Genomic DNA, 24,965 nt, shown 5'->3' with positions numbered 1-24,965 from the left:
CACAGGCGTAGCGTAGGGGTGCTTTCCCCCCCCTGATACCTGTGGAGACACACGCAATGATTGATTACCAGCTCAAGGGCAAGGTCGCCATCGTCACCGGCGGCGTATCCGGCATCGGCCTGGCCGTAGCCGAACTGTTCGCCGACTCCGGTGCGGCCGTGGCGGTGTGGGACCTGAAGGAAGACGCAGTGAAGAAGACCGCTGAAGCGCTGGCCGCACGCGGCGTGAAGACCCTCGGCATTGCCCTGGATGTCACCGATGAAGCCGCCGTTGACGCAGCAGTGAAGCAGACCGTGCAGGAACTGGGCGGCCTGGACATCGCGGTCAACAACGCCGGTATCGGTGGACCGTCTGCGCCCAGTGGCGACTATCCGGTCGATGGCTGGAGGCGCGTGATCGATGTGAACCTCAACAGCGTGTTCCTGTGCCAGCGCGCACAGATCCAGGCGCTGCGCAAGGCCGGCAAGGGCGGTAGCATCATCAACATGGCCTCGATCCTCGGCCAGGTGGGCTTCGACAACTCGGCGGCCTATGTGGCGGCCAAGCATGGCGTGGTCGGTTTGACCCAGACCGCTGCCTGGGAGCATGCCGCGGACAAGATCCGCGTGAATGCGGTCGGCCCGGGCTTCATTGCCACGCCGCTGCTGGACAAGATGGACCCGGCGGTGCGCAAGGCGCTGGAGGCCAAGCACGCGCTCAACCGCTTGGGCCGCTCCGAAGAGGTGGCCGCCCTGGTGGCCTGGCTGGCCAGTGACGATGCCTCGTTCGCCACCGGCACCTACTACGCCATCGACGGCGGCTATCTGGCGCACTGAGGTTGCCGGTCACAGCCGCATTCACATCGTTTCACAGCGCTGCCACGCGCTTCGCGCAACGCTTCCTGCATCGCCGAGGAGACGCGGATGGGCTGGGAGCAGGATCTGTCGTTGTTGCTGCGGGTGGCCGCGGCCATGCTGTTCGGCGGGGTGCTGGGCATCGAGCGCGAGCTCGGCAAGCACGCTGCCGGATTGCGCACGCACATGCTGATTGCCGGGGCCGCCGCATTGATCGTCGGCCTGGGCGACAGCATTGCCGAACATTTCCAGCAGGAGCGTTACCGCGACCTGCTGCAGGTCGATCCGGTGCGTCTGATCGAGGCCGTGGTGGCCTGCGTTGGCTTCGTGGCTGCCGGCACCATTCTGCGCGGCAGCCGCGACGACCAGGTCAGCGGGCTGACCACCGCCAGCTCGCTGGTGATGGCCGCGGCCATCGGCATTGCCGTCGGCATTGGCGAATATGTGATCGCGCTGGGCGTGAGTGTGCTCTGCGTGCTGGTGCTGGCGGTTTTCCGCCGGGTTTCCGACAAGCTGGAGAAGTTATGAACGCCACCGCCGCCCGACAAACCACCTTCGCCGTGCAGTGCCTGGACCATGTGGTGCTGCGGGTCAGCGACCTGCCGCGCGCGCTGCACTTCTACCGGGATGTACTGGGCTGCACGGTGGCGCGCGAACGGCCGTCGCTGGGCATGGTGCATCTGCATGCGGGCAGTTCGATGATCGACCTGGTCGACATCCACGGCAAGCTGGGGCTTCCCGGCGGGGCCGCTGCGGGTGCACAGGGCCGCAACATGGCGCACCTGTGCCTGCGCGTGGAGCCGTTCAACGAAGCGCAGCTGCGCGAACACCTGCAGATGCACGGCATCGCCGTGGATGCCCCGGCCAGCAGCAATTTCGGTGCCGAGGGCGACGGACTGTCGCTGTACGTGCAGGATCCCGATGGCAATGGCGTGGAGTTGAAGGGGCCAAGCAGCGACTGCGGTTGCTGAGGCACACGGCTGCGGCCGATGTGCCGACCAACGGTCGGCACCTACCCTTTGGTCTAATGCGTGGCGTGCGCAGCGGGGCAGGGTGCCCCGGTATGCTGTGAGCGGACTGTTGCCCGGTGTTGCTGACCCATGATCATTTCTGCTGCTTCGGATTACCACGCTGCCGCGCAGCGTCGCCTGCCGCCGTTTCTGTTCCACTACATTGACGGCGGTGCGTACGCCGAGCAGACCCTGCGCCGCAACGTGTCCGACCTGTCCGATGTGGCGCTGCGCCAGCGCGTGCTGCGCGACATGTCCGAGCTGAGCCTGGACACCGAGCTGTTCGGTGAGCGGCTGGCGATGCCGGTGGCGTTGGCCCCCGTAGGCCTGACCGGCATGTTCGCCCGGCGCGGCGAAGTACAGGCCGCGCGCGCGGCCGCCAGCCGGGGCATTCCGTTTACCTTGTCGACGGTGTCGGTGTGCCCGATCGAGGAGGTGGCTCCGAAGATTCCCCGGCCGATGTGGTTCCAGCTGTATGTGCTGAAGGACCGTGGCTTCATGCGCAACGCACTGGAGCGGGCCAAGGCGGCGGGCGTGACCACCCTGGTGTTCACCGTCGACATGCCGGTGCCCGGGGCGCGTTACCGCGATGCGCATTCGGGCATGAGCGGGCCGAATGGACCGCTGCGGCGCATGCTGCAGGCGGTGACCCATCCGCGCTGGGCGTGGGACGTGGGGTTGCTCGGGCGGCCGCATGACCTGGGCAATGTGTCGGCGTATCGGGGGGCACCGACCGGTCTGGCCGATTACATCGGCTGGCTGGGGGCGAATTTTGATCCTTCCATTTCGTGGAAGGACCTGGAGTGGATCCGCGAGTTCTGGACCGGGCCGATGGTGATCAAGGGCATCCTGGACCCGGACGACGCGCGCGATGCGGTGCGCTTCGGTGCCGATGGCATCGTGGTGTCCAACCATGGCGGCCGTCAGCTGGATGGGGTGTTGTCCACCGCGCGCGCATTGCCGGCCATTGCCGATGCCGTGCAGGGCGAGCTGAAGGTGCTGGTGGATTCGGGTGTGCGCTCAGGGTTGGATGTGGTACGGATGCTGGCGTTGGGGGCCGATACCGTGTTGCTTGGGCGCGCGTTCGTTTATGCGCTGGCCACCGGCGGGGAGGCCGCGGTGGCCAATCTGCTGGATCTGATTGCGAAGGAAATGCGGGTGGCGATGACCCTGACCGGCGCGCGGACCGTCGCCGATATCGGGCGTGAGGCGTTGGCCATTGGCGGTGGATCGAACGGACGTGGATGGCGTTGACACGCATGGCGTGTCACTACGATCCTGGGTCGAACGACCTGTAGTGACGCGCCATGCGCGTCAACGCGGTGCCGGATCGATCGCGGTGGCTGAGGGTGTCCGTTATTCGCACCGCGCGGCGGTAATCACATTGTCCTTGTCGATGAACACCCGCAGGCGGTCGTCGCGGCGGTCCTTGCTGACTACCGTGGCCGGGCCGATGGGATTGATCAGGCCGGCTCCGCTTTCGCGGAACAGCTTGCGCATGGTCTCTTCCGCAGCGGGCTGGCCCACCGCCCATTGCAGCGGTGCGTCGTGACATTGGCCGCTGCCGCGTACCTCAGGCCCCGGACTGCTGACGCAGCCAGACAGCAGGGTGGCCGCGACGGCCAGGACGGGAACTGCAATGCGGGTATGCCGTGACATCGGTCGCTCCTGCGGTAGCCTGTGGCGACCATACCACCGTGCGGTGGGGGCGGGGTGATGGGGTGACCGCTACAATGTCCACCAAAGCCCCCCGCACCGGGCCGGGTGATGGAACTGCTGTCCTGTGTCTTCCCTCCGTGTTTCCCTGCTGGCGCTGCCGCTGTGCCTGGCCGCCTGCACCACCGCGCCACCGCCGAAGCCGGCCCCGAATCCCGATGCCCTGTGGGGCGTGATCCAGCGCGATTGCGTGGGTACCGATGCCCCACGCGGCTCCTGCCTGGCGGTCTCAACCGCCCCGCAGCGTCGCGATGTGCTGGTCAAGGACACCCACGGCGATTACCAGTTCCTGCTGATGCCGCTGGACAAGGTGGCCGGCATTGAAAGCCCGCATCTGCTGCAGGCGGGTACGCCCAACTACTTCGCCGCCGCCTGGCAGGCGCGCGCCTACACCGAACGCGCGCTGGGCCAGCCGCTGCCGCGTGACGTGGCCAGCCTGGCGCTGAATTCCGCACACGGCCGTTCGCAGAACCAGTTGCACATCCATGTGGATTGCCTGCGCGCGGACATCCGCGACCAGCTGCAGGCGATGCAGCCGGCCATCGGCCCGACGTGGCAGCCTCTGCCGCAGCCGCTGCGCGGGCATGTGTATCAAGCCAGGCGGCTGGACGGTGAAACGCTGACCGCCGATCCCATTCGCCTGCTGGCCGATGACCTGGCCGCGCCCGGCGAGATGGGGCGCTGGTCGCTGGTGGTGGTGGGGCAGGGCGACGACGCCCGCGCGCCGGGTTTCGTGCTGCTGGCGACCCAGGCCGATGCCGACGCCGGCCACCAGGCCAGTGGCGAGGAACTGCAGGACCATGCCTGCGCGGTGCTGACCGGGGCCTCGGAGGCGCTGGACGGGGTGCGTTGACGCGCATGGCGCGTCACTACAGGTTATTCGACCAAGGGTCGTAGTGACACGCCATGCGTGTCAACGCCATGCCCGTGCGTTCGATACGCCGCCATGCGTGTCATGATGGGTCCGAAAGGGCACCACAAGGACGTATTCCCATGACGGCATCACGCCGACGCTTTTCCCATTCCCTGCTGCTGTTGGCCTTGACCGCCGGCAGCGCCCAGGCCCAGCCAGCGACTCACGCGCAGGATGCTGCCGGCAACCGGCTGGAGCCGCTGACCGAACAGGCGGCACCGCCCGGTGCAGCGGCTGCCGATGCGGATTCCTCGGCGTGGTACTGCACCACGGACCGTGCCTGGTGCGTGCGCACCGTACGGGACGAAGCCGGGGCGCAACTGGAACTGGCCCAGCAGGTAGCCGGGGAGCGCGACGTCCGCCTGCGCTACGTGCCGCTGCCCAGCGAGGATGAGGCGGACAGCGAGCAGCCCTGGCCCTTCATTGTGCGACTGGGCCCGGGCATCGGTGCGCCGCAAGCGCCGACGGATGCTGGGCAGGCAGCGCTGCAGAATGTGCTGGTGGGGGCGCTACGCCAGTGGCGGACATCGTATTCAGGCGGCGGGGCCAGCACCTCCGAGCTGATGCTGGTGCGTCTGTATCACGAGAACGACGGCATCCAGATCGACACGGTGGCAACCCTGCCGATGGCGGGCAACGCGATGATCCGGGCCTGCTTCAGCGAGGCGGACGTCGCCGCGCGGGCGGATGCCTGCCACGATGAATACCGCTTTGCTGCGCAGTTGGGGCTGGATCCGGCGGGTCGGGGCATGCCCGTGCTGCAGTTCCACACCCGGGCCACCCGTTTCCCAGCCGGTGTTTCACGCTTTGGCGATTCGCTGGAAAAGGGGCCGTTGACCGCCAAGGACCTGAGCACCGAAACCGACCGCACCTGCACCTACCAGCGCCGCCTGCGCTGGCAGGAAGGCCAGTATCGACCTGACACCCCGCTGCCGGACTGCAGCGAATTCACCGGGCTGTAGTGGACCGTGCCAACCGGCATGGCAGAAATCGTCAAAAAGCCACGCTATAGTGACCGATCAATGTGGTGCCCGCTTTCGCGCCCGGGCTGTCTGGCGCGTCGTACCTGACCAATTCCATGACTGCTGAAACGACTACTCCGCCGGCCGCTCCGGCCCAGGCTTCCGGTCCGCTGTTCTACCGTGAGCCGCTGCCGCTGCAATCGGACAAGCACGCCAACTGGCGTCTGCGCCCGGGTTCGCTGGCGTTCGCTGCTGAAACCAACGCCATTCCGGCAGTGATCGGCGAGTTCGGCATGGCCGCACAGCATTTCCCGATCCTGTTCACTGGCCAGGACGCCTCGCCGATCGTGGCCGTGGGCCTGAGCCGCAACAATCTGTTCGTCACCGACGGCAAGTGGGCGGATGACACCTACGCGCCGGCCTACCTGCGCCGCTACCCGTTCGTGTTCATGCAGTCCGATGACGAAGGCAACTTCCTGCTGGCGCTGGACGCTGCGTCCGAGCAGGTGAATCAGGGCACCAGCGACGAAGGTGAGCCGCTGTTCGTTGACGGCAAGGCCACCGAGCTGGTCGACAATGCCATGAAGTTCTGCGCCGATTTCACCCGCGAGTACGAGCAGACCCGTCAGTTCAGCGCCGCGCTGCTGGCCCAGGACCTGCTGGTCGAGCGCAGCATCGACGTCACCCTGAACAATGGTGAGAAGATGTCGGTGAACGGCTTCCACGTCGTCGACGTGGAAAAGTTCGCCAAGCTGCCGGACGATATCGTGCTGGCCTGGCACCGCAACGGCTGGCTGGCGCTGGTGCACCACCACCTGACCTCGCTGTCGCGTTTCAACGCGCTGGTGAAGCGCCAGAGCGAGCAGGCCAAGGCGGCCTGATCATGCCGGTGATGTGATGTGGGAACGGCGACCTCCGGGTCGCCGTTCTTGTTTGTGGGGAATGGCGCGACAACGCGATCACCTGTGCGTGATGCGGAATGCGGAATGCCTGATGGGTGCTGGGATGTCCGGCGTGCTGGCGCGCCAGCGTGTTCGGGGTGGTTGGGGGCGGGTAGGGTCGGTCGAAAGACGACCGCCGATGGCAGGCCCGCGCTCGGTAACGCATGACCATTGAACGGAAATGCGCTTTCGTTCAGTGGTCATGCCCCAATGCAGTGCCAAGCGTCATCGGCAGTCGACTGTCGTGCGACTCTACCAATATCCCAATATCCCAATATCCCAATAGCCCCAACGCCCCAATCGCCCCGGCATCACCATCACCACCCTCTGCATCACCCCCAGCTCTGTACCAGCTCCAGCACCTGCGGTTCGCGTGGCTTCTGCAGCAGATCAGGCAGCAGCGCATCGTAGGCGGCGCGGTAATCCGTGGATTGATGGGCCAGGAAGTCCTGCACCGACGCCTCATCCCAGCGCTCATAGAGCGTGAACAGGGTTGGATCGTGCGCGTCACGATGCAGGTCGCAGGAAATGAAGGCCGGTTCCTCGGACATGCGGTCGATCAGTGTGTGGACGGCGTCGAGCCAGTCCTGGGTGCGCTCGGGTTTGACCTGCAGGCGGACGTAGAAGACCAGCGGCGAATCGGGGGATGACATGGTGACAGTCCATAGGAGCACGTTGTGCATTATGGAGGATGGTCGATGTGGTCGTGGCCCACGTCGCATGGAAAATGGGAGATGGTAGGGTCGGACGATAGTCGACCGCCGACCATGTGGCCGGGATCGGTAACGCATGACCATGGAACGGAGAAGCGCCTTCGTTCAGTGGTCATGCCCCAATGAAGTACCCGCCGTTATCGGCGGTCGACCATCGTGCGACCCTACCAACATCCAGCATCCCCAGCATCCCCTGCGTCGGGGCAGCGTCCGTTGTACCGGCATCCCGACCCACCCACCGGGTGCCCCTTGCCCTCACGGCGTTCCCGCTTCCCCCGCCACCGGATGTGCGGTGCTGGCCGTGGGGTGCGCCGGCGTCGGCAGCGACAGTTCGGGATTGCCCTGCTGTGCCTGCAACGCCTGGATGCGCTGGTTGAGCTGTTCCAGCTGGGTGTTGCTGCTGCGCAGGTCGGTGCTCAGCGACACGGCCTGCTGCTTGGCCTGTTGGATCGCGCTGCTGACCTGCTGGGCCTGCTGGCGCTGCAGGTCGGCTTCCTGCTGCAGGCTGCGCAGCCGCTGCTCGTTGTAGGCCACCAGGCTTTCGGTGTAGCGCTTGCCGGCTTCCAGGCGGATGGTGTCGATGTTCACCTGTGCGAGGTCGCGGGTCTGCTTCACGAACGTCTCGTACACATTTTCGGCGGTCTCCACCGAATCGGTCTTGATCACCCGCCAGAATTCTTTCCCCTGGAACAACGACACGTAGTACTGCAGCGTGCTGGCATTGAACAGCAGGCTGGCACCGTAAGTGCCATTGTACGTGGTGCGCAGCTCGGTGAGCTGCTGGCCGTCCATCAGCTGGCGCAGCTCGTCCACGGTGTTGCGCACCACCGGGGCGCTGCGGTCGATGTCCGGCGCGTCGTTCTTGCCGCGGCGGGCCTGGGCGTCAGGGCACAGGGTCAGCGACGCCAGCAGTACGCCGATGGCCAACAGGCTGCGGCTGACGGAAACAGTAGAGAGGGTGGTGGTCATCATCGGGGCTTCCATCAGTAGGTTCAGTAGACAAGCTGCGCGGGATTGCAGTGCGTGGCCTGCAGGTGCACATCGGTACGGCCAAGTTCAATGCCCAGCACGGTGGCCAGGGTGGCCGTGAGCAGGGTGCCCACCCCGTTGAGCAGGGGTTTGAGAACGCCTTCCAACACCGGGCGCAGCAGGGTGCAGAGCAGGCCGCTGCAGGCCACGGTGTTGGTGCCGGGATCGGTGACGCTGCCGCTGCCCTGGTAGGCGTCAAGCACGCCGGCCGGAGCGGTCTGCATGTACGAGGCGAGATTGCCTTTGACGCAGGCGTTGTAGGCCAGCAGCGCGCTGACCAGCCCGCTGCAGCGGTTGATCACCAGACCGCCGAGCAGCGTGCCCAGCACGCCATCCAGCAGGCCCAGGCCTTGGCCGGTAACGGTGGCGCGGTAGCCCTCCCAGACCGAGCCGTCCTTGTAGCAGGTGCCCAGCCCCAGCACGCACGCATACGGCACGCCATTGTGCACCTGCCAGTCGCCGAATGCGGAAATGCCCTGCGCGGGGTTACCGTTGCGCAGCAGCGCGATGGTGCGGTCCACGTCGTACACGCCGTTGCCCGGGTTGGAGGCCTTGAGGAACTGATCGGCCAGCTGGTCGGCGGTGCTGGCGGTGTTCATGCCCTTGGCCGCGGGATTGAGCATGCCGCCCAGCACCCGCAGCAGTTGCTGCACCAGGTCGCTGACCGCAGTGCCGATCTGCGCCGGATTGATCCAGGTGGATTTGGTTTCGCCTGCTGCGAGGGTCAGGTTCTCGCTGTGGCTGAGCGCGTTGAGCTGGATGCGGTCGTTGATCAGCGGTGCACCCAGCAGGGTCAGCAGCTGCTCGTTCTGCAGGGACGCTTCGCAGACATTGCGGGTGGAGAAGCGGTCGGCCTCGGCGACCTTGCCGACGCAGGCACGCAGTACCGACGAATCCACCTGCACGGTGGCGGTGGCCGGGATCGCGCTGCACTGCAGGCTGGTGACCGTGGCCATGGCGTTGGTGACATCGGCATGGATCGGCAGGCGCAGGCGGATGCCCAGCGCGGTAAGCACCTTGCCCAGGCCCAGCGCCAGGTTGTTGCTGTCGATGTCGAGGAACAGGCGTACCTGCGCGTTGTAGGCGCGGGTACCGACCCCGCCGATCGCAATGGACGGCGGTTCAATGATGGCCGCTTTGGCCTGCACGCCCAGCACATTGAGCTGGCTCACCTCCACCGCGCGGCCGCTGTTGGCAATGCTGATGGCGGTGGTCAGCAGGTCCAGTGCGTTCACCTGCGCATCCAATGCCGCGGTGGCCGGACCGTCGGGCGCGACAATGCGGCCGAACAGCCCGCTGGCGGCATCATTGCTGCCGAGCTGGATCGCAAGCCGGTCGACATCCAGTTTGGCCGCCAATGCATTTTGAAGTGCGTCCAGATCGGCATGGGCCACACCGCTCTGGGACAGCACCGTGGCCGTGGCCTCCACCAGCCTGCCCAGTGACACCTTGTTCGCCGCCAGCAGCGCATTGAACTCGCCGATGCTGATGTCTGCCTTGACAGGAATCTCCAGCGCCTCGAGCAGACCCTTTGGGGTGACCTTGACCTGGGCCAGCCCGTCATAGCCGAGCAGGGTGGTCTGGTCCAGGTCCACGCCGACCAGCTTGAGCACGCCGCCCAGTGGGGTGTTGCCGTTCACCCGCAGCAGCTGCGAGCCGACGCTGAGCACCGCAAAGGGCGGTGCACGGGTCGCCACGGCCTGCGCGCGCACGGTGGGCAGGTTCTGGTTCTGGCCAAGGAACGGCAACACCGAGCGTTCGGCAACCACCTTCACCGCGTTGGGCGGAGCAGCAGGGGAAACCGCGGCGAAGTTGTCCTCGGTGGTATGGGCGGGATTCCAGTCACCGCACTGCACCCGGAGCGTGCCGGGGAAGCGGTTGGCATTCACGGCATTGGCACGTGCCGCCGCGTTATCGGCACGGTCGGCGCTGCACAGGTCCAATCGCTGCGCGCCGGCCAGCGCAGCCAGATCGGCGGTCTTCTGCACATCGCGCTTGGCCCAGTAGAGGTAACCGATCTCGATCAGTCCCAGCATGCCAACGAGGCCGAGCATGACCAGCATCATGGTGACCGACATGCCGCCGCGCTGCACGCGGCGTCGGGAGAATGGCAGCTGGCGCAGGCCGCTCATGGACTATTCCCCGCCCTCGCTGGCGACATCCTTGCGCACGCTGTACTCCAGGTATTCGGGAATGGGGTGATCGAAGCTGTTGAGGTAGCGTGCGTAGCTGCGGCTGGCCTGGTCGCCGAGCACGGTGTGCGGCTTGCCCGCACGTTCGCCGCTGGCCTGCAGCTGCAGCAGCGCGCGGGTGGTATCGCCCAGCTGCGGACGGGGTGGCAGCGCCAAGGCCACCGGTGCGGGTGTCACCGCAACCGGCACCACCACCGGCGCAGGCGTCACGGGTGGCGCAGGCGGTGGTGGAGGCGGTTGCTCGCCGAGCATCTGCCCGGTCAGCGGGCGCTGCTGGGCGGTGGCCGGCGCGGTGCCCAGCAGCGCCAGCAGCAGGGCGGCGTGCAGGTGGGCGAGGGTGCGGATGGCATCACTCATGGGGTGCTCTCCTGGGAAGTCGGGGTGCTACCGAAGCGTTCCAGCATCGAAGGGGCCAGGCGGGGCTCGCTGCGCGGCGCTGCCGGTGCCGACGCCGCGGTGCCGCGGCGAAGCGGGGGCGTCGCCGCTGTGGGTGCGGTGGTGGGCTCCACGGCGCGTGCGGCGGGCTGACGCAGCTGCTGGGCCAGCCGGCGCACCTCCTGACGGGCGGCCTCCGGCAGCGCAGCGCTGCTGAAGATCCGTTCCGCGGTAGCGGTGTCATTGCGCAGCAGTGCGTACACCGCCAGGTTGGCGTTGGCCTTGACGTTGCCCGGCGCGAGCTCGGCCGCCTTCGCCAGCGGTTCGCGTGCCTGGTCCAGCTGGCCGGCGCGCAGGCGTGCAAATCCGAGGTCACCCAGGTAATCGGTATTCAGCGGTTGCAGCTGCACCGCCCGGGCCAGCGCCTGCTCGGCCTGGGTGTCGTCGCCGTTGCGCACGGCGATCAGTCCCAGTCCATGCCATGCGGCCGCGGCCTGCGGGCCATTGGTGAGGCTGGTGTACAAGGTCTGCGCGCCGGGCAGCTGACCGGTTTCGCGCAGCGCGTCGGCCTGCAGCAGTCGCAGCGCCGGGCTGTCGCCATAACGCTGGCGGTACGCGTCCACATGCGCCAGCGAGGCGTACCACGCACTCTGCCGCTGCATCTGGGTGATCAGCTCCAGGTACAGCTGTTTGTCGTCCTGCGGTGGGCGCTCCGGTGCGGCCAGACTGACCGGATCCTGCTTGTACTGAGCGACGGAGGTGGTGTTGCAGCCGGTCAGCGCCGTCGCGCCCAGCAGCATCAGCAACGGGAGAACGTGCATCCGCATGTCAGGACCCCAGTCTGGTCATGGCGTCGGCCAGGGCGATGATCGCCGGGCCGGACAGCACCAGCATCAATGCCGGTAAAAGGGTCAGCATCATCACCACGGTCATCTTCACCGAGAGCTTGCCGACCTTCTCTTTCAACGTGGCGCGGCGGTGTTCGCGCAGACGCAGGCTGAACTGCTTGAGCGGTTCCTGCACCGCACCGCCGTGCTCATGCACCTGCAGCATCAGCTGCACCAGGCTGCGCAGGTCCTCGTCGTCGAATGACTCGCCCAGCCGCCGCAGCGACTGCGCGCGGGTGCGCCCATGCATGTAGGCGATGTTGGCCTGGTGGATTTCCCGGCCCAGCACCGGAATCGCCCCGCGCAGTTTGTCGCCCAGGGTCTGCAGGCTCTGGTCCATGCTGAAGCCCACGCCCTGCAGCAGGCGCAGCAGGTCGATCAGCAGCGGCAGCTCGGCATTGACGCGCTGGCGCAGGCGGCCGGCCCACGCGCGCAGTGCGAACTTGGGCAGCAGGATGCCGAACGCCAGCGCAGCCAGCATCACCACCGCGCGCTGTACCCCGCTGGTATCGAACAGCGCCACGGCCAGCAGCAGGCACAGCACCGCCAGCAGCAGCCGCAGGGCCAGGAAGATCGCGGTGCCGCTGCGCGTGTTCCAGCCGGCCTGGTCCAGCAGCAGGCGGTCTTCCGGGGCCAGCAGCGCGGCCTGCAGACGGCCGCCATGGAAGCGTTCGCCCAGTGCGGCCAGCCAGCCGAGTCCGCGCGGGCCGCTGTCGGCGGTGGCAGTGGGCGTGGGTGTGGTGCCTGTGCTGGCCGTCGCGGCGGCATCCGCGCTGGGCTCGCGCGGGCGCAGTGCGCTCTGCAAGGCTGCCGCATTTCGCTGCTGCTGGGCACCGCGCAGCAGCGCGACCACGCCCAGCAGGCACAGCCCGGCCGCCAGCAGCAACAGCGCGATGAACCACAACGGATGCGCGTTCATAGCGAGCGTGCCAGTCGATACAACAGGAAGCCGCCGATCAATTCCAGCAGCAGCGCCGCGCCGAGCAGTTTATGGCCGAGCGGGGCGTGCAGCACCGGCTGGAAGAAATCCGGGCTGGCAATCGCCATCAGCAACGCGCACAGCGGCGGCAACAGGCCCAGCACCCAGGCCGACATGCGGGTTTCCGAGGTGGTCGCCATCAGTTCCTGCTGGGCCTGTTCGAGGTCGCGCATGAAGTCGCTCATGCGCTGCAGAATCTGATCGGAACGGCCGCCGATGCGGATGCTCACGCCCAGCACCACGGCCAGCACGTCGAGCACTTCCAGGCGATAGGGGCGGCTGGCCTGGCTGAGTGCACGGTCCAGGTCCAATCCGCTGCGCGCGCCGGAAAGGGTGTCGTCGAGCAGCCCGCGCAGTGGCGCGGGCACCTGCTGGCTGGCAGTCTGGAACGCCATCTGCAGGCTGTTGCCCAAAGCGGTCAGGCGCACCAGGTTGTCCAGGAAGTCAGGCAGCTGGCGCAGCAGCCTGCGCTGCAGGCCGAGGATGCGGCGCGACAGCCACACCCCCAGCACCAGCGCGAACAGGGCCAAGGTGATCGGCCACATCCATGCAGTGCCGATGCGCGCTGCAGCCAGCCATGCCAGCAGCAGGCCGCTGACCAGCCACACAAGGGGCAAGGTCCAGCCGCCGCGCAACCCGGCGCGCTGCAGCAGGGCATCCCACGGCAGCGCTGCCGGTGCTGGTGCGGCGGGCGCAGCAGCAGGTGCACGCGGACTCATGCCGGCCAGCTGGGTCACCGGCAGAGCCGCGGCCAGGCGCTGTTCGGTGTGCTGCAGCGAGGCGCGCTGGCGCTCGCGGCGGGCCGCGCCCCACCACAGCTCGATGGCCGCCGCCACCAGCACCAGCACCGCACTGCACAGCAGCAACACCCCGGTCATGTTCAGTACCCTCCGTCGAGGGCTTCGCGCAGCAGCCGACGGAACGGCTCCAGCTTGTGCGAATGCGGTTGGAAGCCGAGGCCGATCCAGCGGTCGCGTTCTTTGCCGTCGGCGTCGATCATCACTTCGTGACGGAACATTTCCTGGGTGCTGATCAGGTTGTCGCTGACCCCGGTGATCTCCGTGATCGACACCAGCACGCGGCGGCCACTGCCCAGGCGCGAGATCTGCACGATGAAGTCGATGGCGCTGGCAATCTGCCGGCGCAGGCTGTCCTCGCTGCCCTGGAAGCCGGCAAACCCGGCCAGCATCTCGATCCGGTACAGGCAGTCGCGCGGCGAGTTGGCGTGGATGGTGGCCATCGAACCGTCATGGCCGGTGTTCATCGCCTGCAGCATTTCCAGCACTTCCGCGCCGCGCACTTCGCCGACCACGATGCGGTCCGGGCGCATGCGCAGGCTGTTGCGCACCAGATCGCGGATGCTGACCGCGCCGTGCCCGTCAGCGCCACCCAGTCGACTTTCCAGCCGCACCACATGCGGATGGTTGAGCGAGAGTTCGGCGGTGTCTTCCACCGTGATCACCCGTTCCTCGGCCGGAACGTAGCTGGCCAGCGCATTCAGCAGCGACGTCTTGCCCGAGCTGGTCCCACCGGACACCAGGATGTTGCAGCGGCCCAGCACCATGGCATGCAACAAGGCCTGCATGGCGGTGTCGAAGGTGCCCATCCGCTGCAGTTCGTCCGGCGTGAACGGGTCCTTGCGGAATTTGCGGATCGACACCATCGGGCCGTCGACCGCCAGCGGCGAGATGATCGCGTTGAGGCGTCCGCCGTTGGGCAGGCGCGCGTCCACCATCGGATTGGACTCGTCCAGCCGCCGCCCCAGCGGGGCCAGGATGCGGCGCAGGATGCGCAGCAGGTGGCTGTCGTCGCTGAAGCGCTGCGGCGCGCGCACCAGCCGGCCGCCCTGCGATACATGGATGTCCTTGTAGCCGTTGATCAGGATGTCTTCGATGGCCGGGTCGTGCAGCAGGTCGTCGAGCGGCCCGAACCCGGTCAGTTCCTTTACCAGGGCGGCGGCCACCACTTCCATTTCCGCTTCGTTGACCGGAATACGCCACTGCTGCACGAACTGCGCGGTCTGGGTGCGCACGTAGCGCGCCACGGTATCCGGAGCCCAGGCATCGATGTCGATGCGCTCGTCCTCAATCGCATTGAGCAGATGCTCGTGCGCGGCCACCAGCACCTTCTGGTACTCGTCGGACTGGGCGAACGGAACCGCTGCGGCACCCGCTGCATCCGGGGCGTCGCCGCGCTCGCTGGCAAAGGGCGTCACTTTGTCTTCCATTGCAGGCCCCCCAGGGCAAGTGCCAGTTTTTCGCGCCAGCTGCGCGGCAGGGCGCGCGCGGCGGCCTGGTCCAGGTGCAGCAGCAGCGGCGTAAGTGCGCGCAGGTACGGGTCGCGCGGTGCGTCCTGCAATAGCAGGTGGCCATGGTTGGCACTGCTGCGCAGGCGGTGGCAGTCCGGCAGGGTGGCCAGCAGCGGCAGACTGAAACGCTCGGAAATCTGCGCCGGGGTCAGCCCGCCGTCTTCTTCATGCCGGTTGATCACCAGTTGCAGGCGGGTGTCGCGCAGGCCCAGCGATTCCAGCTGCTTCAGCACCTGGTCCAGCGACACCAGGGTGCCGATGGCCTGGTCGGCGACCAGCCAGACCTCGTCGGCGCTGTTGAACAGCGAACGTGGAATCTGCCGTACCGGCACACCGCCCAGATCGCACAGTACGGTCTCAAACACGCCACGCAGGCGCTGCACCAGCACCGCCGGATCGGGCAGCAGGCCGCCGTCGCTGCCGGCCGGCTGGCCAAGCAGGGTCAGGCCGCCGCTGTGCCGGGTCATCGCGGTGCGTACCAAGGTGGCGTCAATGCGTCCGGCGTGGCGCAGGGCATCATCGAAGTGGAACTGGCTGTCCAGGTTGAGGTACAGCGCGGTGTCGCCAGCGGGCTGCCCCAGGTCCAGCAGCAGCGTGCTGTTGGCGGTGGCCGGTGCCGTTGGATCGCTGCCATCGGCAGCCGATGGTTGGCTCAGCTGCTGCGCCAGCACGCCCAGGTGCGCGGCCAGGGTGCTGCTGCCGACGCCGGCCCGCACGCCCAGCACCAGCACCAGGCGTGCCTTGTGCGGTGCTTCCACCGGCGCGGCGCGGGCGCCGCTGGTGCCGGCCGCGCGGCGCAGTACCGCGTCGATGTCGGCGGTACTGGTGTCCATGTCGAGGATGTCGCGCAGCCCGCAGCGGACCGCCGCGACAATGCCGTCGACCTGATCGCTGGTGGTGGAGCCCACCGCTACCAGTGCCAGCTCCGGTTGGCTGCGCTGCAGTTGGCGAGCGAGTTCGGTGGAGGCGCAGGCGGCGGCGCGACGGAAGTCCAGCAGCACCACGCAGTGCGGTTGGCGACGGTGCGCGTCCAGCGCGGCAGCGCCGCCGGCGCTGTCGATCCAGTGCACGCTGACGCCCACCGGCAGGCGTTCGCCGAGCAGGCCGGCGAGATCGCGTACCGGCGCGAACAGCACCAGGGTCATGGGAGCCGGGGCAGGGTGCAGAAGCTGCAAAGAGGCGGACATGGAAGCGACGGTCCTGGCACGGGGTCAGCGGGAGAAACCAGGCAGCTGGTCGGAGGAGGCAGGGCTGAGCAGCCATGCACCCCACACCGGCTGGTTGGGCGTGGCTTCGCGTTCGCCCGGCAGCGGCACAGTGGTGCCCTTGGCCAGCGGTTGCACCAGACGCGGGGTCACGATGATCACGAGTTCCTTCTCCTCTTTCTTGTAGTTCAGGCTGCGGAAGAACGATCCGATGATCGGCAGGTCGCCGAGCAGTGGGACCTTGTCGACGTTGGAGCTGACTGAACTGCTGACCAGCCCGCCGATCACGAAGGTTTCGCCATCACCCAGCTCCACCGTGGTGTCGGCGCGGCGGGTGGTGATGGAGGGAATCTGCACACCGTTGTAGGCAATGCCGGCGGCGTAGTTGAGGTCGCTGGCTTCCGGAGCCACCTTCAGCGCGATGCGGTCCGGGCTGAGCACGGTCGGGGTGACGGTGAGGCCGATGCCGAAGGGTTTGAAGGTCACGGTGGTGGTGCCCAGGCCCTGCGGTTCCAGTATGGGCAGTTCGCCGCCAGCGAGGAAACTGGCGCTCTGGCCGGATAACGCCACCAGGGTCGGCTCGGCCAGCACCCGGGCCATGCCGTTGCTCTGCAGCAGGTCGATGTTGGCGGCCCAGCCATGGGTGAGCGATTTGAACACCAGGCCGAACGCCGATGACAGCGGATTGGCGTCGGTGTCAGTGGTGACACTGCCGACCGGCGGCGTGATGCCAGGCACGAGGCCACCCGGGCGAACCACGCCATACGAGAAGCCGTTGTTCTGGTTGGCGAAGTTCATCCCGATCTGGCGCAGCACGGTCTTATTGAACTCCACCACCTTCACTTCCACCTGGACCACGCCGCTGCTGGCCACCGTGGAAACGTCCGCCAACTGGCCCTCGCGACCCAGCGTGGCCTGCGCGGCCTTGCGGCTGCGTTCGTGGGCCAGCAGGCTGGGGGCGCTGCCCTGCAGCAGGCCCTGTTGCTCCTGCACGGTCAGCTGCAGAGCGTCATCCTCGGCCAGCGCGCCGTGTACCGCACTGCGCACCTCCACCTGCAGGCGCTGCGGTTCGGTCTGTTTGTGCTGCCACAACAGCAGCGTGGTGACACCGGCGTTTTTGCCGACCAGCAGCGCCTGGCGATTCTTCAACATCACCACGTCGGCAACGCCAGGGTCGGCGATGGCCACGCGTTCCAGATTCGCGGGCAGTGTCCACGGCCGCTGCTCGCGCACCTGCAGCACCACGTCGGCGCGTGCCCAGGCGGGCTGCGGGAACAGCACGAACGCAAGCAGCAACGCCACCAGCACGGCGATGGGCGGCAGCAGGGGAGCGATGGCAGCGGGACGACGCGTCATGAAAGGTCTCTGCATGGTGTCAACGAGAACCGCTGTGGGAGGAAGGCTCGCCGCGGATGATCTCCACGCCGGGGCTGAGTCGTGGGGCGGAGCGACGCACCGGGGCCGCGACACGGGCGACGGGTGCGGGTGCAGCACCCTGGCCGGTGCGACGACCGGCCAGTGCGTCGGCGTCGATACCGGCGAACGCATCGTTTTCGGGCGAGGCCAGCGCCAGTTGCTGTTCCGGACTGAGCGCCCGGCGCGGGCTCAGCACCGCCACGCTCGGGGCGAACAGGTCCTGGTCGGGCAGGCCGACGTCGGTGGGGTTGCGCAGTGCCAGGAACAACTTGCCCTGTTGCGCGCCCAGCAGCAGCCGATTGGCTTCCTCCACCGGCACCGCCAGCACTGCGCTTCGGGCCGGTGCCGATGTGCTGTCCGAGGAACTGCCGCTGGCGGAGCTGCTGCCCTGGATGTCGGCGGCGCGGCTGTCGGCGGCATCACCGCTGGCAGGGGCTGCCGCAACGGCGGGGGCCGTGTCGGTCGCGCCGTAGCTGAGCACGCGCAGACGCGACAGCAGCAGGCGCGCCTGGGCCTGGCCGTCGGTGTTGATCCCGGGTGGTGCGCGCAGGTTGAGGAACACGTCGACGTAGTCGCCCGGCAGAATGCGGTTGCCCGCGGCGACGAGCTCATCGACGGGTACCGCCAGCGCCCTCTCACCCGGGTTGAGCCGCAGCGCGTAGCCCTGTGCCATCAGCCCGCGATCCAGCGCGCTGCCTGCGGGCAGGTCGCGCACCGGCACCGCGCCTGCGGCCTCCGCCACGCTGGTGTAGGCACCCGCGGGTGCGGCTGCTGCCTCACCCATGCGCAGGTCGGCGGCACGGATCGGTTGCCCGGCACGCAGCATGGTGCTGGCTTCCACGACGGGCACACGCTGTGGCGTCACCGCGTGGTCCACGGTGGAGGGAGCGACAGTGGATGCGGGTGCACGCCGGCTCATCGCAAAGGCGGCCAGCGCCAGCACCACGGCCAGTGCGATCAGTCCAATCGCGGCCAGGCGGGTCAGCTTGAGCATGCGTACGACTCCTGGAAGAAGGAAAGCGTCATCACGGTGTTCCCAGGTCAAGTTGGGCCACGGCGGTGCTGCGGATCGGTTGGGTCATCACCCAGCCATACACCCGGCCGGTGCCGGGCAGGAACGGCTTGGCCTGGTAGTCATAGCTCACTGAAATCTGCATGCACTGCGCGCTGGGCAGACCGCTGCACGGGGTCGGTGCGGACACCACGATGGGGGCCGCGCTGGCCGCAGCGCAGTTGGGCGATTGACCGGCGTAGCTCAACAGCCATTGCATCGACCTGCGCGCGGCTTCACAGGCGGCGGCGCGGCGCTCGTTGGGGGCGGCATAGCGCAGCGAGGCACGTGCGCCCTCGGCGGCGGCCAGCGACAAGGTCTGCTGCACTGCCATGATCATCACCCCGGTATAGGTCAGCATCAGCAACGGCAGCAGGCCGAAGATCAGCATGAAGGCGAACTCGATCGTGGCCGCACCCCGTGCACGTCTGGCGGTCATGACGATGCTCCCTGCGCCGGCCACAGCACCCAGGCCAGCGTGGCGATGGCCAGGTAGGCCGCGAACGGAATGCCCACCCGGCCTTGCCGCGCGTGGTGCATCTGCACCAGGGCAGGGTGCTGCTGCCACTGTTGCACCGCCCGTGCCTGCAGGTGTTGTAACGGAAGCGGCAGTACGGCGCGCAGACGCGGCAGCCCCACCACGCACAGCACATGCACGCCCGCCAGCGCGCTGGCTCCCAGCCACACCGGCAACAACGCGTGCAGCCCCAGCAGCAGGCCCAGCACGGCGAAGTACTTGACGTCACCCGCGCCCATCCAACCGACCAGATAGAACGGCAACAACGCCACCAGCCCCGCCCCCGCACCCAGAAGATGGTCACTGACCGCAGCCGGTTGGCCTGCCAGCTGCGCACCCAGCAACCCGAGCGCGGCACCGCACGCGCCGGCCAGCAGCCAGGCGTTGGGCACGCGTCGCGCATACAGATCGCTGATCGCGATCCGCAGGCTCAACAACAGCGCGAGCAGGGCGAGAAAGGACATCCGGGTGCTCCTCCAGAGCAGGACGCTGCGGTGCCCCCGACGCCAGGCCGAACGAACCCATCACCGTACGCCCAAGCAAACGGTGGGGCAGGGCCGTCAGGCCTGGCGTAGGGGAATCAGGTACTGGTGCTACCGCCGCCGGTGGTGCCGATGGTGCTTTCCACCAGCTCTTTGAGCTTGGTGAACAGCGTGGAGAACATCTCGCTGAGGCCTTCGCGGCCGGCGACCACCAGGACCCCGGCGATCACCGCGGCCAGCAGGCCGTACTCGAGTGCGGTCACGCCATCTTCTTCGGCAAGAAAACTGCGGATTGAAACGTTCATGACGGTCGTCTCCCTGTTCCGGTCAATCATCTGTACTGCTGGAGTGGCCGCGCCGGGTTGCACCGGGCACCACCATTGAACTGCGCCAGGCCGAAGCCCGCATCACGCAGAGTGGGTCAACAGGGAATGAGCGTCCGGCCGCTGCGGGTGGCGAACACCCGATGGCGGCGGCGACAGAACTGTCGCGACGCGATATGAAGCTGCTGCATTGCATCCCCCTTGTGGTCAGTCCGGATTTCCGCCAAGAACGTGCCGGGCTGTGCTGCATTAACTCTTGAACATTTTCCTGCCTGGCAATGCACAGAAACGGCATTCCAGTGACGAACTTGAGTTTATATCTGTGACCGCGGTGGCAAAACTACACCTCGCGTATCTCCGATGTAAAGTCCTGACAGTGAAGCGTTCGTATATTCTTTGTGAATGCGCCGTGATGTCGGAAAATTGACGCATAAACAGCCAGAAATCATGGGTTTGGCTTAATGGTTAATGTGGCAGTTAATGTCGCAAACGGCTTGATTTGCGCCGTAGCGATTAAGGCATACTGGCCTCGTCCGTTGGCGGACAGGCCCGGCGCGCTGGCGGCGCTGCCGGGACGTTGAATCACAAGGGGGCTTCACTGTCATGGTCGATGGTGCGGGGGAGGCGGCTGGAGTAAATCCGCTGAAAACGTTCGACCTGGCCACGCTGGGTGGCGTGCTGCGCGTGTGTGATATTGAACTGGTATTGCTGGATGCCAACGGTCCGCGTGCCAGTGTGCAGTCGCAGGTGCACGATGAATCCCTGTTTCTTTTTGCGACCTGCGGTTTCCAGTTTCGCGGCCGTTTCATGCTGCCGCCGGACTGGTGCCTGCTCGGTTTCATTCACGCCACCGATCCCGAGCGCAGCTGGTGCCATGGATTGCCGCTGACCGCAGGTATGGCCGTCACTGTGTTGCCGGAAGGCATCAGTGAGTTTTCTTTGAGTGCGGGCACGCAGCTGAGCCTGCTGCTCACCCCGACCCGTCGCCTGCAACGCAAGCTGGCCGAACTGACCCTGCGCAGCACGCTGCCATCGGGCCAGGCGCTCTCTGTCTTCATGGGCGACACCGGTACTGGAGCCACACGGCTGGCGCAGCGCTACGCGCAATTGCCCGCGTGGCTGGACGGCGGTGGCCAGGGGTTGCCCGATGACGCCGTGGAGCGTCTGCTGCACGAGCACGTGCAGGCACTGCTGGGTGCGGAGTCGCAGGAGCGTCCGAGCTGCAGCCGCGCACGCCGTACGCATTACCTGATAGCGCAGCGCGCCGAGAATTTCATGCGCCAGAACCTGCGCCGCTACATCTACATGCATGAAATCTGCGATGCCGCCGGGGTCAGCGAGCGCGCGCTGCGCTATGCCTTCGAAGACCTGTTCGGCACCTCGCCCAACCGGTATCTGTCCATGTTGCGCCTGTGCGCGGCATGCCGGGGGCTGTCCACCGCCGACGCCCATCGCAAGTCGGTGAAGGCGGTCGCGCTCAGCTGCGGGCTGTGGGACCTGTCCCGGTTTGCCGACAATTATCGTCGGGTGTTTGGCGAGCTGCCGCGCGACACGCTGATGCGCGCGCCAGCGTCGATGGGCCATCCGGCCTGATTGCACGTTTCCGGCAATCTGCCGGAATTGCACATTCGCCTGCCGGTTTCCTGCCGTCTCTTGCCGGAACGCACGTTCGTGCTGCCGGAATGAAGTGCCCCGCGTTCGCGCAAGCGCCTGTAATGACCCCCACGTGCCGGCGGGCACGCCGTCAGAACTCCAACGGGGGGAGTGATCATGAACCGCATTTTCCGTTTGGTATGGAACCACCAGCTCAATGCGCTGGTGGTGGTCTCGGAAATCGCCACCTCGCGTGGCAGCCTGGTCGCCGGTCCGGTGGTCGTACACCTGAAGGTGCCGTTGAAGCTGCTCGCGCTGGGCCTGGCCTGCGCGCTGGGCAGTGGCTCGGCGCTGGCGTCGGACAACCAGACCCTGAGTGACCTGCAGGCGCTCACCGACAAATACCTGCCGGTGCAGGTCGACGCCGAAGTGGCGTTGAAGACGCTGGTTTCGGCAACGTCAGCCACGCCCCCCACGTCGCCCCTGGCTGACGTTGCCGCCCATGTACAGGTGGGATTGGGCACGCGTGCAACAGCGCTCGCAGCGCCCGCACCGCGGCCGGTGGCAGCGGCCGCGCGGGTTGGCCTCAACGCGCGGACCGCATCGCGGTTGCCGGTGGCGGCGTCCGTGCATGTTCCCGTCGAGGTGAACCTGGTCGACGCCGTTGCCCTGGATGCCAGCGTGGATGCCACGGTGGAGGCCGATGAGGCGCTGCGTGCGAGTGTGGTCGCCAGCGTCGACGGCACCGCGGATGTGCAGGCCGTGCAGGCGCAGGTGCAGGTTGCTGATCGCAATGACAAGCTCGTAGCAGCCGACGTAAGCGTGCAGACCAGCGCGCTGCAGAACAACCGGGAGGGACTCGTGGGTGGCCTGCTGGGCGGCGTGGGTGATCTCGCCACCGTGGTCGGAGGCGTGGTCCAGAACGTCGGCAGCACCGTAGCCGGCTCTGGCCTGCTGGGTGAACTGGGCAATGGCCTTGGCAATACGGTTGGCGATCTCGGAGGCCTGGTCGGAGCGGTTGGCAATGGGCTGGGCGGCGGCGTGGTCAACGCCTTGCCGCCGGGCAGCCCGAAGGCACCGGCGGCCAGCGACCCGAACGCGGGCCTGATCATCGGCACCGGCGGGCTGACCGGCAGTCTGAGTGAGCTGGTGGGGCCGACCGCGCAGGGGCTGCTCGGCGGCGACGGCTATGTGCGCAACGGCAACCTGGCGGTCAGTAGTGCCAATGTGATGCAGGCGTACTCGGTCACCAACGTGCTCGGCCTTCCGGTCGTGAACCTGAGTCCGGTCGGCACCCTGCTGGACGGGCTGGGCGGGGCCACCACCGGCGGCAACTCACATCTGACCCTGATCGGTGGCGTCACCTCCGACAGCTATATCTACAACATCAACAATGGCGACCCGAACGGCCTGCTTGGTCTGATCCTGCCGGGCCAGGCCCCGGCGTGGGCCAGCAAGTGCGTGGACCTGCTGGTGGCCGACATCGACTGCTGGGCGCTCAATCCGGCACAGGACTACCAGGTGCTGATGGGCGACGGGGCCTATGCCAACGGTTCGCGCGAAGTAGTGATCGGTGCCAATGCGCGGCATGAACTGCCACAGGTCGATGCCAACGTGGCGTTCCCGGGTGCGGGTCTGAACGACCCGACCGATCCGACCGGCGTGCCCACGGCCGACTACGCGGCGCGCATGGGCCATTCCGTGGTGGTGGGCGACAGTGCCGTCGGTACGGCCAATGGCCAGGTACTGCTGGGCGCGGAAGCGCGTTCCACCCAGGCCAACAGTGTGGCATTGGGCTTCCGCAGCGTGGCCGACCGCGGCGCGCAGGCCGCGTACGCGGCCTACGGTCTGACTGCTTCGCAGGTGTCGGCGGGCGAGGTGTCGGTGGGCTTTGCCGGCGGCGAGCGTCAGATCAGCAACGTGGCCGCCGGCAGCGCAGGCACTGACGCGGTGAACGTCGCGCAGCTGCAGGGCGCTATCTCGCAGATCAGCGCGGCAGCCGACATCTTCGCGGTGTCCTACGACGATGACGGCACCGGCCAGCCGAACTACGCCAGGGTGACCCTGGGCAACGGGGCGGGCCCGACCACGGTGACCAACCTCGCTGCTGGCGCGGTCAACGCAGGCAGCAGTGACGCGGTCAACGGCGCGCAGCTGTTCGCGGCCAACCAGGCGGTGTCCACCCATCTGGGCGGTGGCTCGACCCTGGATGCCAACGGCAATGTGACGGCACCGACCTACACCATCAACTCCGTGTCCAGCACCGGTGTGGTCACGCCGGGCACCTACACCAACGTCGGCAGTGCCTTCGATGCAGTGAGCCTGTCGTTGGCCAACGTAGCCGAGCAGACCGACACGGTGGACCGGCTGGCGGTGAAGTACGACGTGGATGGCAGCGGCAACGCGGTCAACCGGGTCAGCCTGGTCGGTGACGGCAGCGGGGCAGGGGTAGCGATCGGCAATCTCGCCGCGGGCCAGATCACTGCCAGCAGCACCGAGGCGATCAATGGCGGGCAGCTGTTCCAGACCCACAGCACGCTGGCAGCGTTCTTCGGCGGCAGCACCGGGTTCGATGGCGGCACCGGCGCGTGGACCCCGCCGAGCTTTGCGATCTCCTCATTCGGCATGAGTGGCAGCGCCAGCACCGACGTCTATGCCGACGTTACTTCGGCCTTTGCTGCAGTGGATGCGTCGCTGACCACCCTCAACACGCGCATCAACCAGATGCCGCGCCTGCCGTCGACATCAAGCCCTTACTTCCAGGTCAACTCGACCAAGGCGGCCGCCAACGCCAGCGGCACTGACAGCATCGCGGTTGGCGGCGTCGCCAGCGCCAGCGGTGCAGGCAGCATTGCCATCGGCGACACGGCCTCCGCAACGGCGACCAACAGCGTGGCATTGGGGGCCGGTTCGGTCGCCGACCGCGACAACGCGGTGTCGGTGGGCAGCGCTGCCGCCACCCGTCAGATCACAAACGTGGGCGACGGCACCGAGGTTACCGACGCGGTCAATCTGCGCCAGCTGCAGGCATCGCAGCAGGGCACGCTGCGCTACGACACCACCGTGCAGGGTGATACCAACTACAACAGCGTCACCCTCGGCGCACCCGGCGGCGGCACCACCGTGGTGCACAACGTCGGCCCCGGAACCGCAGGTACCGATGCGGTCAACGTCGACCAGCTGCGTGCCGGCATGAACCAGACCCTGGACGCGTCCAAGGCCTATACCGATGAACGCATGGGCGGTTTTGACCGTGATCTGCGCCGCACCGACAACCGGGCCTCGGCCGGCGTTGCCAGCGCGATGGCGACGGCGGGATTGCCGCAGCCTTCCGAAGCCGGGCGCAGTATGGTCGCCGTGGCGGCAGGCAGCTACAACGGTGAGTCGGGTCTGGCAGTGGGCCTGTCTGGTGTGTCCCAGGGCGGGCGCTGGATCTACAAGGCCAGCGGGTCCACCAACAGCCGTGGCGAAGGCGGTGTGTCGGTGGGCGCAGGTTTCCAATGGTGAGCCCTGGGGAGAC

The 24,965-nt window shown here is 67.3% G+C and carries 24 protein-coding genes; 9 read left to right on the top strand and 15 right to left on the bottom strand.

Annotation, left to right across the window (positions count from 1 at the left end):
- Positions 1–56 precede the first annotated feature (56 nt).
- The 4 genes from PDM29_RS18870 to lldD all read left to right on the top strand — a co-directional run bounded on the left by PDM29_RS18870 (position 57) and on the right by lldD (position 3,097).
- Positions 57–815 carry an SDR family NAD(P)-dependent oxidoreductase gene (locus tag PDM29_RS18870; RefSeq protein ID WP_311191571.1) on the top strand — a complete coding sequence of 253 codons (759 nt, stop codon included), beginning with the start codon at positions 57–59 and terminating at the stop codon, positions 813–815.
- Between the two features lie 87 nt (positions 816–902).
- Positions 903–1,361, top strand: a complete 459-nt coding sequence (locus tag PDM29_RS18865; protein ID WP_311191570.1) for an MgtC/SapB family protein — start codon at positions 903–905, stop codon at positions 1,359–1,361.
- Positions 1,358–1,804 carry a VOC family protein gene (locus tag PDM29_RS18860; RefSeq protein ID WP_311191569.1) on the top strand — a complete coding sequence of 149 codons (447 nt, stop codon included), beginning with the start codon at positions 1,358–1,360 and terminating at the stop codon, positions 1,802–1,804. Before PDM29_RS18865 ends, PDM29_RS18860 begins: the two co-directional genes overlap by 4 nt.
- 129 nt (positions 1,805–1,933) lie before the next feature.
- Positions 1,934–3,097 (top strand): FMN-dependent L-lactate dehydrogenase LldD, encoded by a 1,164-nt coding sequence (gene lldD, locus PDM29_RS18855; RefSeq protein WP_311191568.1) that lies wholly within the window; start codon positions 1,934–1,936, stop codon positions 3,095–3,097.
- A gap of 102 nt (positions 3,098–3,199) precedes the next feature.
- Here lldD and PDM29_RS18850 read toward each other — a convergent pair whose 3' ends face one another.
- Positions 3,200–3,502 carry a hypothetical protein gene (locus PDM29_RS18850; RefSeq protein WP_311191567.1) on the bottom strand — a complete coding sequence of 101 codons (303 nt, stop codon included), beginning with the start codon at positions 3,500–3,502 and terminating at the stop codon, positions 3,200–3,202.
- A 124-nt stretch (positions 3,503–3,626) separates the two neighbouring features.
- Between PDM29_RS18850 and PDM29_RS18845 the strand changes: the two genes are divergently transcribed.
- The 3 genes from PDM29_RS18845 to PDM29_RS18835 all read left to right on the top strand — a co-directional run bounded on the left by PDM29_RS18845 (position 3,627) and on the right by PDM29_RS18835 (position 6,315).
- On the top strand, positions 3,627–4,412 hold the full coding sequence (locus tag PDM29_RS18845; protein WP_311191566.1) for a CDP-diacylglycerol diphosphatase: 786 nt from the start codon (positions 3,627–3,629) through the stop codon (positions 4,410–4,412).
- Positions 4,413–4,552: 140 nt separating this feature from the next.
- The gene (locus PDM29_RS18840; RefSeq protein WP_311191565.1) at positions 4,553–5,434 is read left to right on the top strand and encodes a hypothetical protein; all 882 of its coding nucleotides are present in this window, start codon (positions 4,553–4,555) and stop codon (positions 5,432–5,434) included.
- A gap of 116 nt (positions 5,435–5,550) precedes the next feature.
- The gene (locus PDM29_RS18835; protein WP_311191564.1) at positions 5,551–6,315 is read left to right on the top strand and encodes a SapC family protein; all 765 of its coding nucleotides are present in this window, start codon (positions 5,551–5,553) and stop codon (positions 6,313–6,315) included.
- A 392-nt stretch (positions 6,316–6,707) separates the two neighbouring features.
- Here PDM29_RS18835 and PDM29_RS18830 read toward each other — a convergent pair whose 3' ends face one another.
- From PDM29_RS18830 to PDM29_RS18765, 14 genes are all read right to left on the bottom strand, one after another.
- Positions 6,708–7,028: a putative quinol monooxygenase gene (locus PDM29_RS18830; protein ID WP_311191563.1), complete on the bottom strand. Its 321-nt coding sequence runs from the start codon at positions 7,026–7,028 to the stop codon at positions 6,708–6,710.
- A 315-nt stretch (positions 7,029–7,343) separates the two neighbouring features.
- Positions 7,344–8,057 carry a DUF2968 domain-containing protein gene (locus PDM29_RS18825; RefSeq protein ID WP_311191562.1) on the bottom strand — a complete coding sequence of 238 codons (714 nt, stop codon included), beginning with the start codon at positions 8,055–8,057 and terminating at the stop codon, positions 7,344–7,346.
- A 23-nt stretch (positions 8,058–8,080) separates the two neighbouring features.
- Positions 8,081–10,249 (bottom strand): TadG family pilus assembly protein, encoded by a 2,169-nt coding sequence (locus PDM29_RS18820; protein WP_311191561.1) that lies wholly within the window; start codon positions 10,247–10,249, stop codon positions 8,081–8,083.
- Between the two features lie 3 nt (positions 10,250–10,252).
- Complete coding sequence (locus tag PDM29_RS18815) at positions 10,253–10,666, bottom strand: DUF3613 domain-containing protein (RefSeq protein WP_311191560.1); 414 nt, start codon at positions 10,664–10,666, stop codon at positions 10,253–10,255.
- Positions 10,663–11,511: a TPR domain-containing protein gene (locus PDM29_RS18810; protein WP_425508692.1), complete on the bottom strand. Its 849-nt coding sequence runs from the start codon at positions 11,509–11,511 to the stop codon at positions 10,663–10,665. The genes PDM29_RS18815 and PDM29_RS18810 overlap by 4 nt, the downstream gene beginning before the upstream one ends.
- Before the next feature lies 1 nt (position 11,512).
- Positions 11,513–12,490: a type II secretion system F family protein gene (locus PDM29_RS18805; RefSeq protein WP_311191559.1), complete on the bottom strand. Its 978-nt coding sequence runs from the start codon at positions 12,488–12,490 to the stop codon at positions 11,513–11,515.
- Positions 12,487–13,428: a type II secretion system F family protein gene (locus tag PDM29_RS18800; protein ID WP_311191558.1), complete on the bottom strand. Its 942-nt coding sequence runs from the start codon at positions 13,426–13,428 to the stop codon at positions 12,487–12,489. The genes PDM29_RS18805 and PDM29_RS18800 overlap by 4 nt, the downstream gene beginning before the upstream one ends.
- A 2-nt stretch (positions 13,429–13,430) precedes the next feature.
- Complete coding sequence (locus tag PDM29_RS18795) at positions 13,431–14,777, bottom strand: TadA family conjugal transfer-associated ATPase (protein ID WP_311191557.1); 1,347 nt, start codon at positions 14,775–14,777, stop codon at positions 13,431–13,433.
- On the bottom strand, positions 14,762–16,045 hold the full coding sequence (locus PDM29_RS18790) for a CpaE/TadZ family protein (RefSeq protein ID WP_311191556.1): 1,284 nt from the start codon (positions 16,043–16,045) through the stop codon (positions 14,762–14,764). The genes PDM29_RS18795 and PDM29_RS18790 overlap by 16 nt, the downstream gene beginning before the upstream one ends.
- Before the next feature lie 24 nt (positions 16,046–16,069).
- Positions 16,070–17,419, bottom strand: a complete 1,350-nt coding sequence (locus tag PDM29_RS18785; RefSeq protein ID WP_311191555.1) for a type II and III secretion system protein family protein — start codon at positions 17,417–17,419, stop codon at positions 16,070–16,072.
- Positions 17,420–17,438: 19 nt separating this feature from the next.
- The gene (gene cpaB / locus PDM29_RS18780) at positions 17,439–18,473 is read right to left on the bottom strand and encodes a Flp pilus assembly protein CpaB (RefSeq protein WP_311191554.1); all 1,035 of its coding nucleotides are present in this window, start codon (positions 18,471–18,473) and stop codon (positions 17,439–17,441) included.
- Between the two features lie 31 nt (positions 18,474–18,504).
- Positions 18,505–18,969 (bottom strand): TadE/TadG family type IV pilus assembly protein, encoded by a 465-nt coding sequence (locus PDM29_RS18775; RefSeq protein WP_311191553.1) that lies wholly within the window; start codon positions 18,967–18,969, stop codon positions 18,505–18,507.
- Entirely contained in the window at positions 18,966–19,511 is a 546-nt protein-coding gene (locus tag PDM29_RS18770) for an A24 family peptidase (protein ID WP_311191552.1), read from the bottom strand. Before PDM29_RS18770 ends, PDM29_RS18775 begins: the two co-directional genes overlap by 4 nt.
- Before the next feature lie 116 nt (positions 19,512–19,627).
- Complete coding sequence (locus tag PDM29_RS18765; protein WP_311191551.1) at positions 19,628–19,834, bottom strand: Flp family type IVb pilin; 207 nt, start codon at positions 19,832–19,834, stop codon at positions 19,628–19,630.
- Positions 19,835–20,455: 621 nt separating this feature from the next.
- On the opposite strand from PDM29_RS18765, the gene PDM29_RS18760 reads away from it, so the two are divergent.
- Complete coding sequence (locus PDM29_RS18760) at positions 20,456–21,445, top strand: helix-turn-helix domain-containing protein (protein WP_311191550.1); 990 nt, start codon at positions 20,456–20,458, stop codon at positions 21,443–21,445.
- 177 nt (positions 21,446–21,622) lie between these two features.
- Positions 21,623–24,952 carry a YadA-like family protein gene (locus tag PDM29_RS18755; protein ID WP_311191549.1) on the top strand — a complete coding sequence of 1,110 codons (3,330 nt, stop codon included), beginning with the start codon at positions 21,623–21,625 and terminating at the stop codon, positions 24,950–24,952.
- Positions 24,953–24,965: the final 13 nt, after the last annotated feature.

Origin of the sequence: Stenotrophomonas oahuensis (assembly GCF_031834595.1) — a bacterium.
Taxonomy (GTDB): domain Bacteria; phylum Pseudomonadota; class Gammaproteobacteria; order Xanthomonadales; family Xanthomonadaceae; genus Stenotrophomonas; species Stenotrophomonas oahuensis.
Note: the sequence above shows the minus strand (reverse complement) of the source record. Positions and strands in the feature narration are given on the sequence as shown.

What these genes read in the sequence shown, in the direction of transcription:
- PDM29_RS18870 (WP_311191571.1), top strand. Translation starts at nt 57, where the DNA reads ATGATTGATTACCAGCTCAAGGGCAAGGTCGCCATCGTCACCGGCGGC.
- PDM29_RS18865 (WP_311191570.1), top strand. Translation starts at nt 903, where the DNA reads ATGGGCTGGGAGCAGGATCTGTCGTTGTTGCTGCGGGTGGCCGCGGCC.
- PDM29_RS18860 (WP_311191569.1), top strand. Translation starts at nt 1,358, where the DNA reads ATGAACGCCACCGCCGCCCGACAAACCACCTTCGCCGTGCAGTGCCTG.
- lldD (WP_311191568.1), top strand. Translation starts at nt 1,934, where the DNA reads ATGATCATTTCTGCTGCTTCGGATTACCACGCTGCCGCGCAGCGTCGC.
- PDM29_RS18850 (WP_311191567.1), bottom strand. Translation starts at nt 3,502, where the DNA reads ATGTCACGGCATACCCGCATTGCAGTTCCCGTCCTGGCCGTCGCGGCC.
- PDM29_RS18840 (WP_311191565.1), top strand. Translation starts at nt 4,553, where the DNA reads ATGACGGCATCACGCCGACGCTTTTCCCATTCCCTGCTGCTGTTGGCC.
- PDM29_RS18835 (WP_311191564.1), top strand. Translation starts at nt 5,551, where the DNA reads ATGACTGCTGAAACGACTACTCCGCCGGCCGCTCCGGCCCAGGCTTCC.
- PDM29_RS18830 (WP_311191563.1), bottom strand. Translation starts at nt 7,028, where the DNA reads ATGTCATCCCCCGATTCGCCGCTGGTCTTCTACGTCCGCCTGCAGGTC.
- PDM29_RS18825 (WP_311191562.1), bottom strand. Translation starts at nt 8,057, where the DNA reads ATGACCACCACCCTCTCTACTGTTTCCGTCAGCCGCAGCCTGTTGGCC.
- PDM29_RS18820 (WP_311191561.1), bottom strand. Translation starts at nt 10,249, where the DNA reads ATGAGCGGCCTGCGCCAGCTGCCATTCTCCCGACGCCGCGTGCAGCGC.
- PDM29_RS18815 (WP_311191560.1), bottom strand. Translation starts at nt 10,666, where the DNA reads ATGAGTGATGCCATCCGCACCCTCGCCCACCTGCACGCCGCCCTGCTG.
- PDM29_RS18810 (WP_425508692.1), bottom strand. Translation starts at nt 11,511, where the DNA reads ATGCGGATGCACGTTCTCCCGTTGCTGATGCTGCTGGGCGCGACGGCG.
- PDM29_RS18805 (WP_311191559.1), bottom strand. Translation starts at nt 12,490, where the DNA reads ATGAACGCGCATCCGTTGTGGTTCATCGCGCTGTTGCTGCTGGCGGCC.
- PDM29_RS18800 (WP_311191558.1), bottom strand. Translation starts at nt 13,428, where the DNA reads ATGACCGGGGTGTTGCTGCTGTGCAGTGCGGTGCTGGTGCTGGTGGCG.
- PDM29_RS18795 (WP_311191557.1), bottom strand. Translation starts at nt 14,777, where the DNA reads ATGGAAGACAAAGTGACGCCCTTTGCCAGCGAGCGCGGCGACGCCCCG.
- PDM29_RS18790 (WP_311191556.1), bottom strand. Translation starts at nt 16,045, where the DNA reads ATGTCCGCCTCTTTGCAGCTTCTGCACCCTGCCCCGGCTCCCATGACC.
- PDM29_RS18785 (WP_311191555.1), bottom strand. Translation starts at nt 17,419, where the DNA reads ATGACGCGTCGTCCCGCTGCCATCGCTCCCCTGCTGCCGCCCATCGCC.
- cpaB (WP_311191554.1), bottom strand. Translation starts at nt 18,473, where the DNA reads ATGCTCAAGCTGACCCGCCTGGCCGCGATTGGACTGATCGCACTGGCC.
- PDM29_RS18775 (WP_311191553.1), bottom strand. Translation starts at nt 18,969, where the DNA reads ATGACCGCCAGACGTGCACGGGGTGCGGCCACGATCGAGTTCGCCTTC.
- PDM29_RS18770 (WP_311191552.1), bottom strand. Translation starts at nt 19,511, where the DNA reads ATGTCCTTTCTCGCCCTGCTCGCGCTGTTGTTGAGCCTGCGGATCGCG.
- PDM29_RS18765 (WP_311191551.1), bottom strand. Translation starts at nt 19,834, where the DNA reads ATGAACGTTTCAATCCGCAGTTTTCTTGCCGAAGAAGATGGCGTGACC.
- PDM29_RS18760 (WP_311191550.1), top strand. Translation starts at nt 20,456, where the DNA reads ATGGTCGATGGTGCGGGGGAGGCGGCTGGAGTAAATCCGCTGAAAACG.
- PDM29_RS18755 (WP_311191549.1), top strand. Translation starts at nt 21,623, where the DNA reads ATGAACCGCATTTTCCGTTTGGTATGGAACCACCAGCTCAATGCGCTG.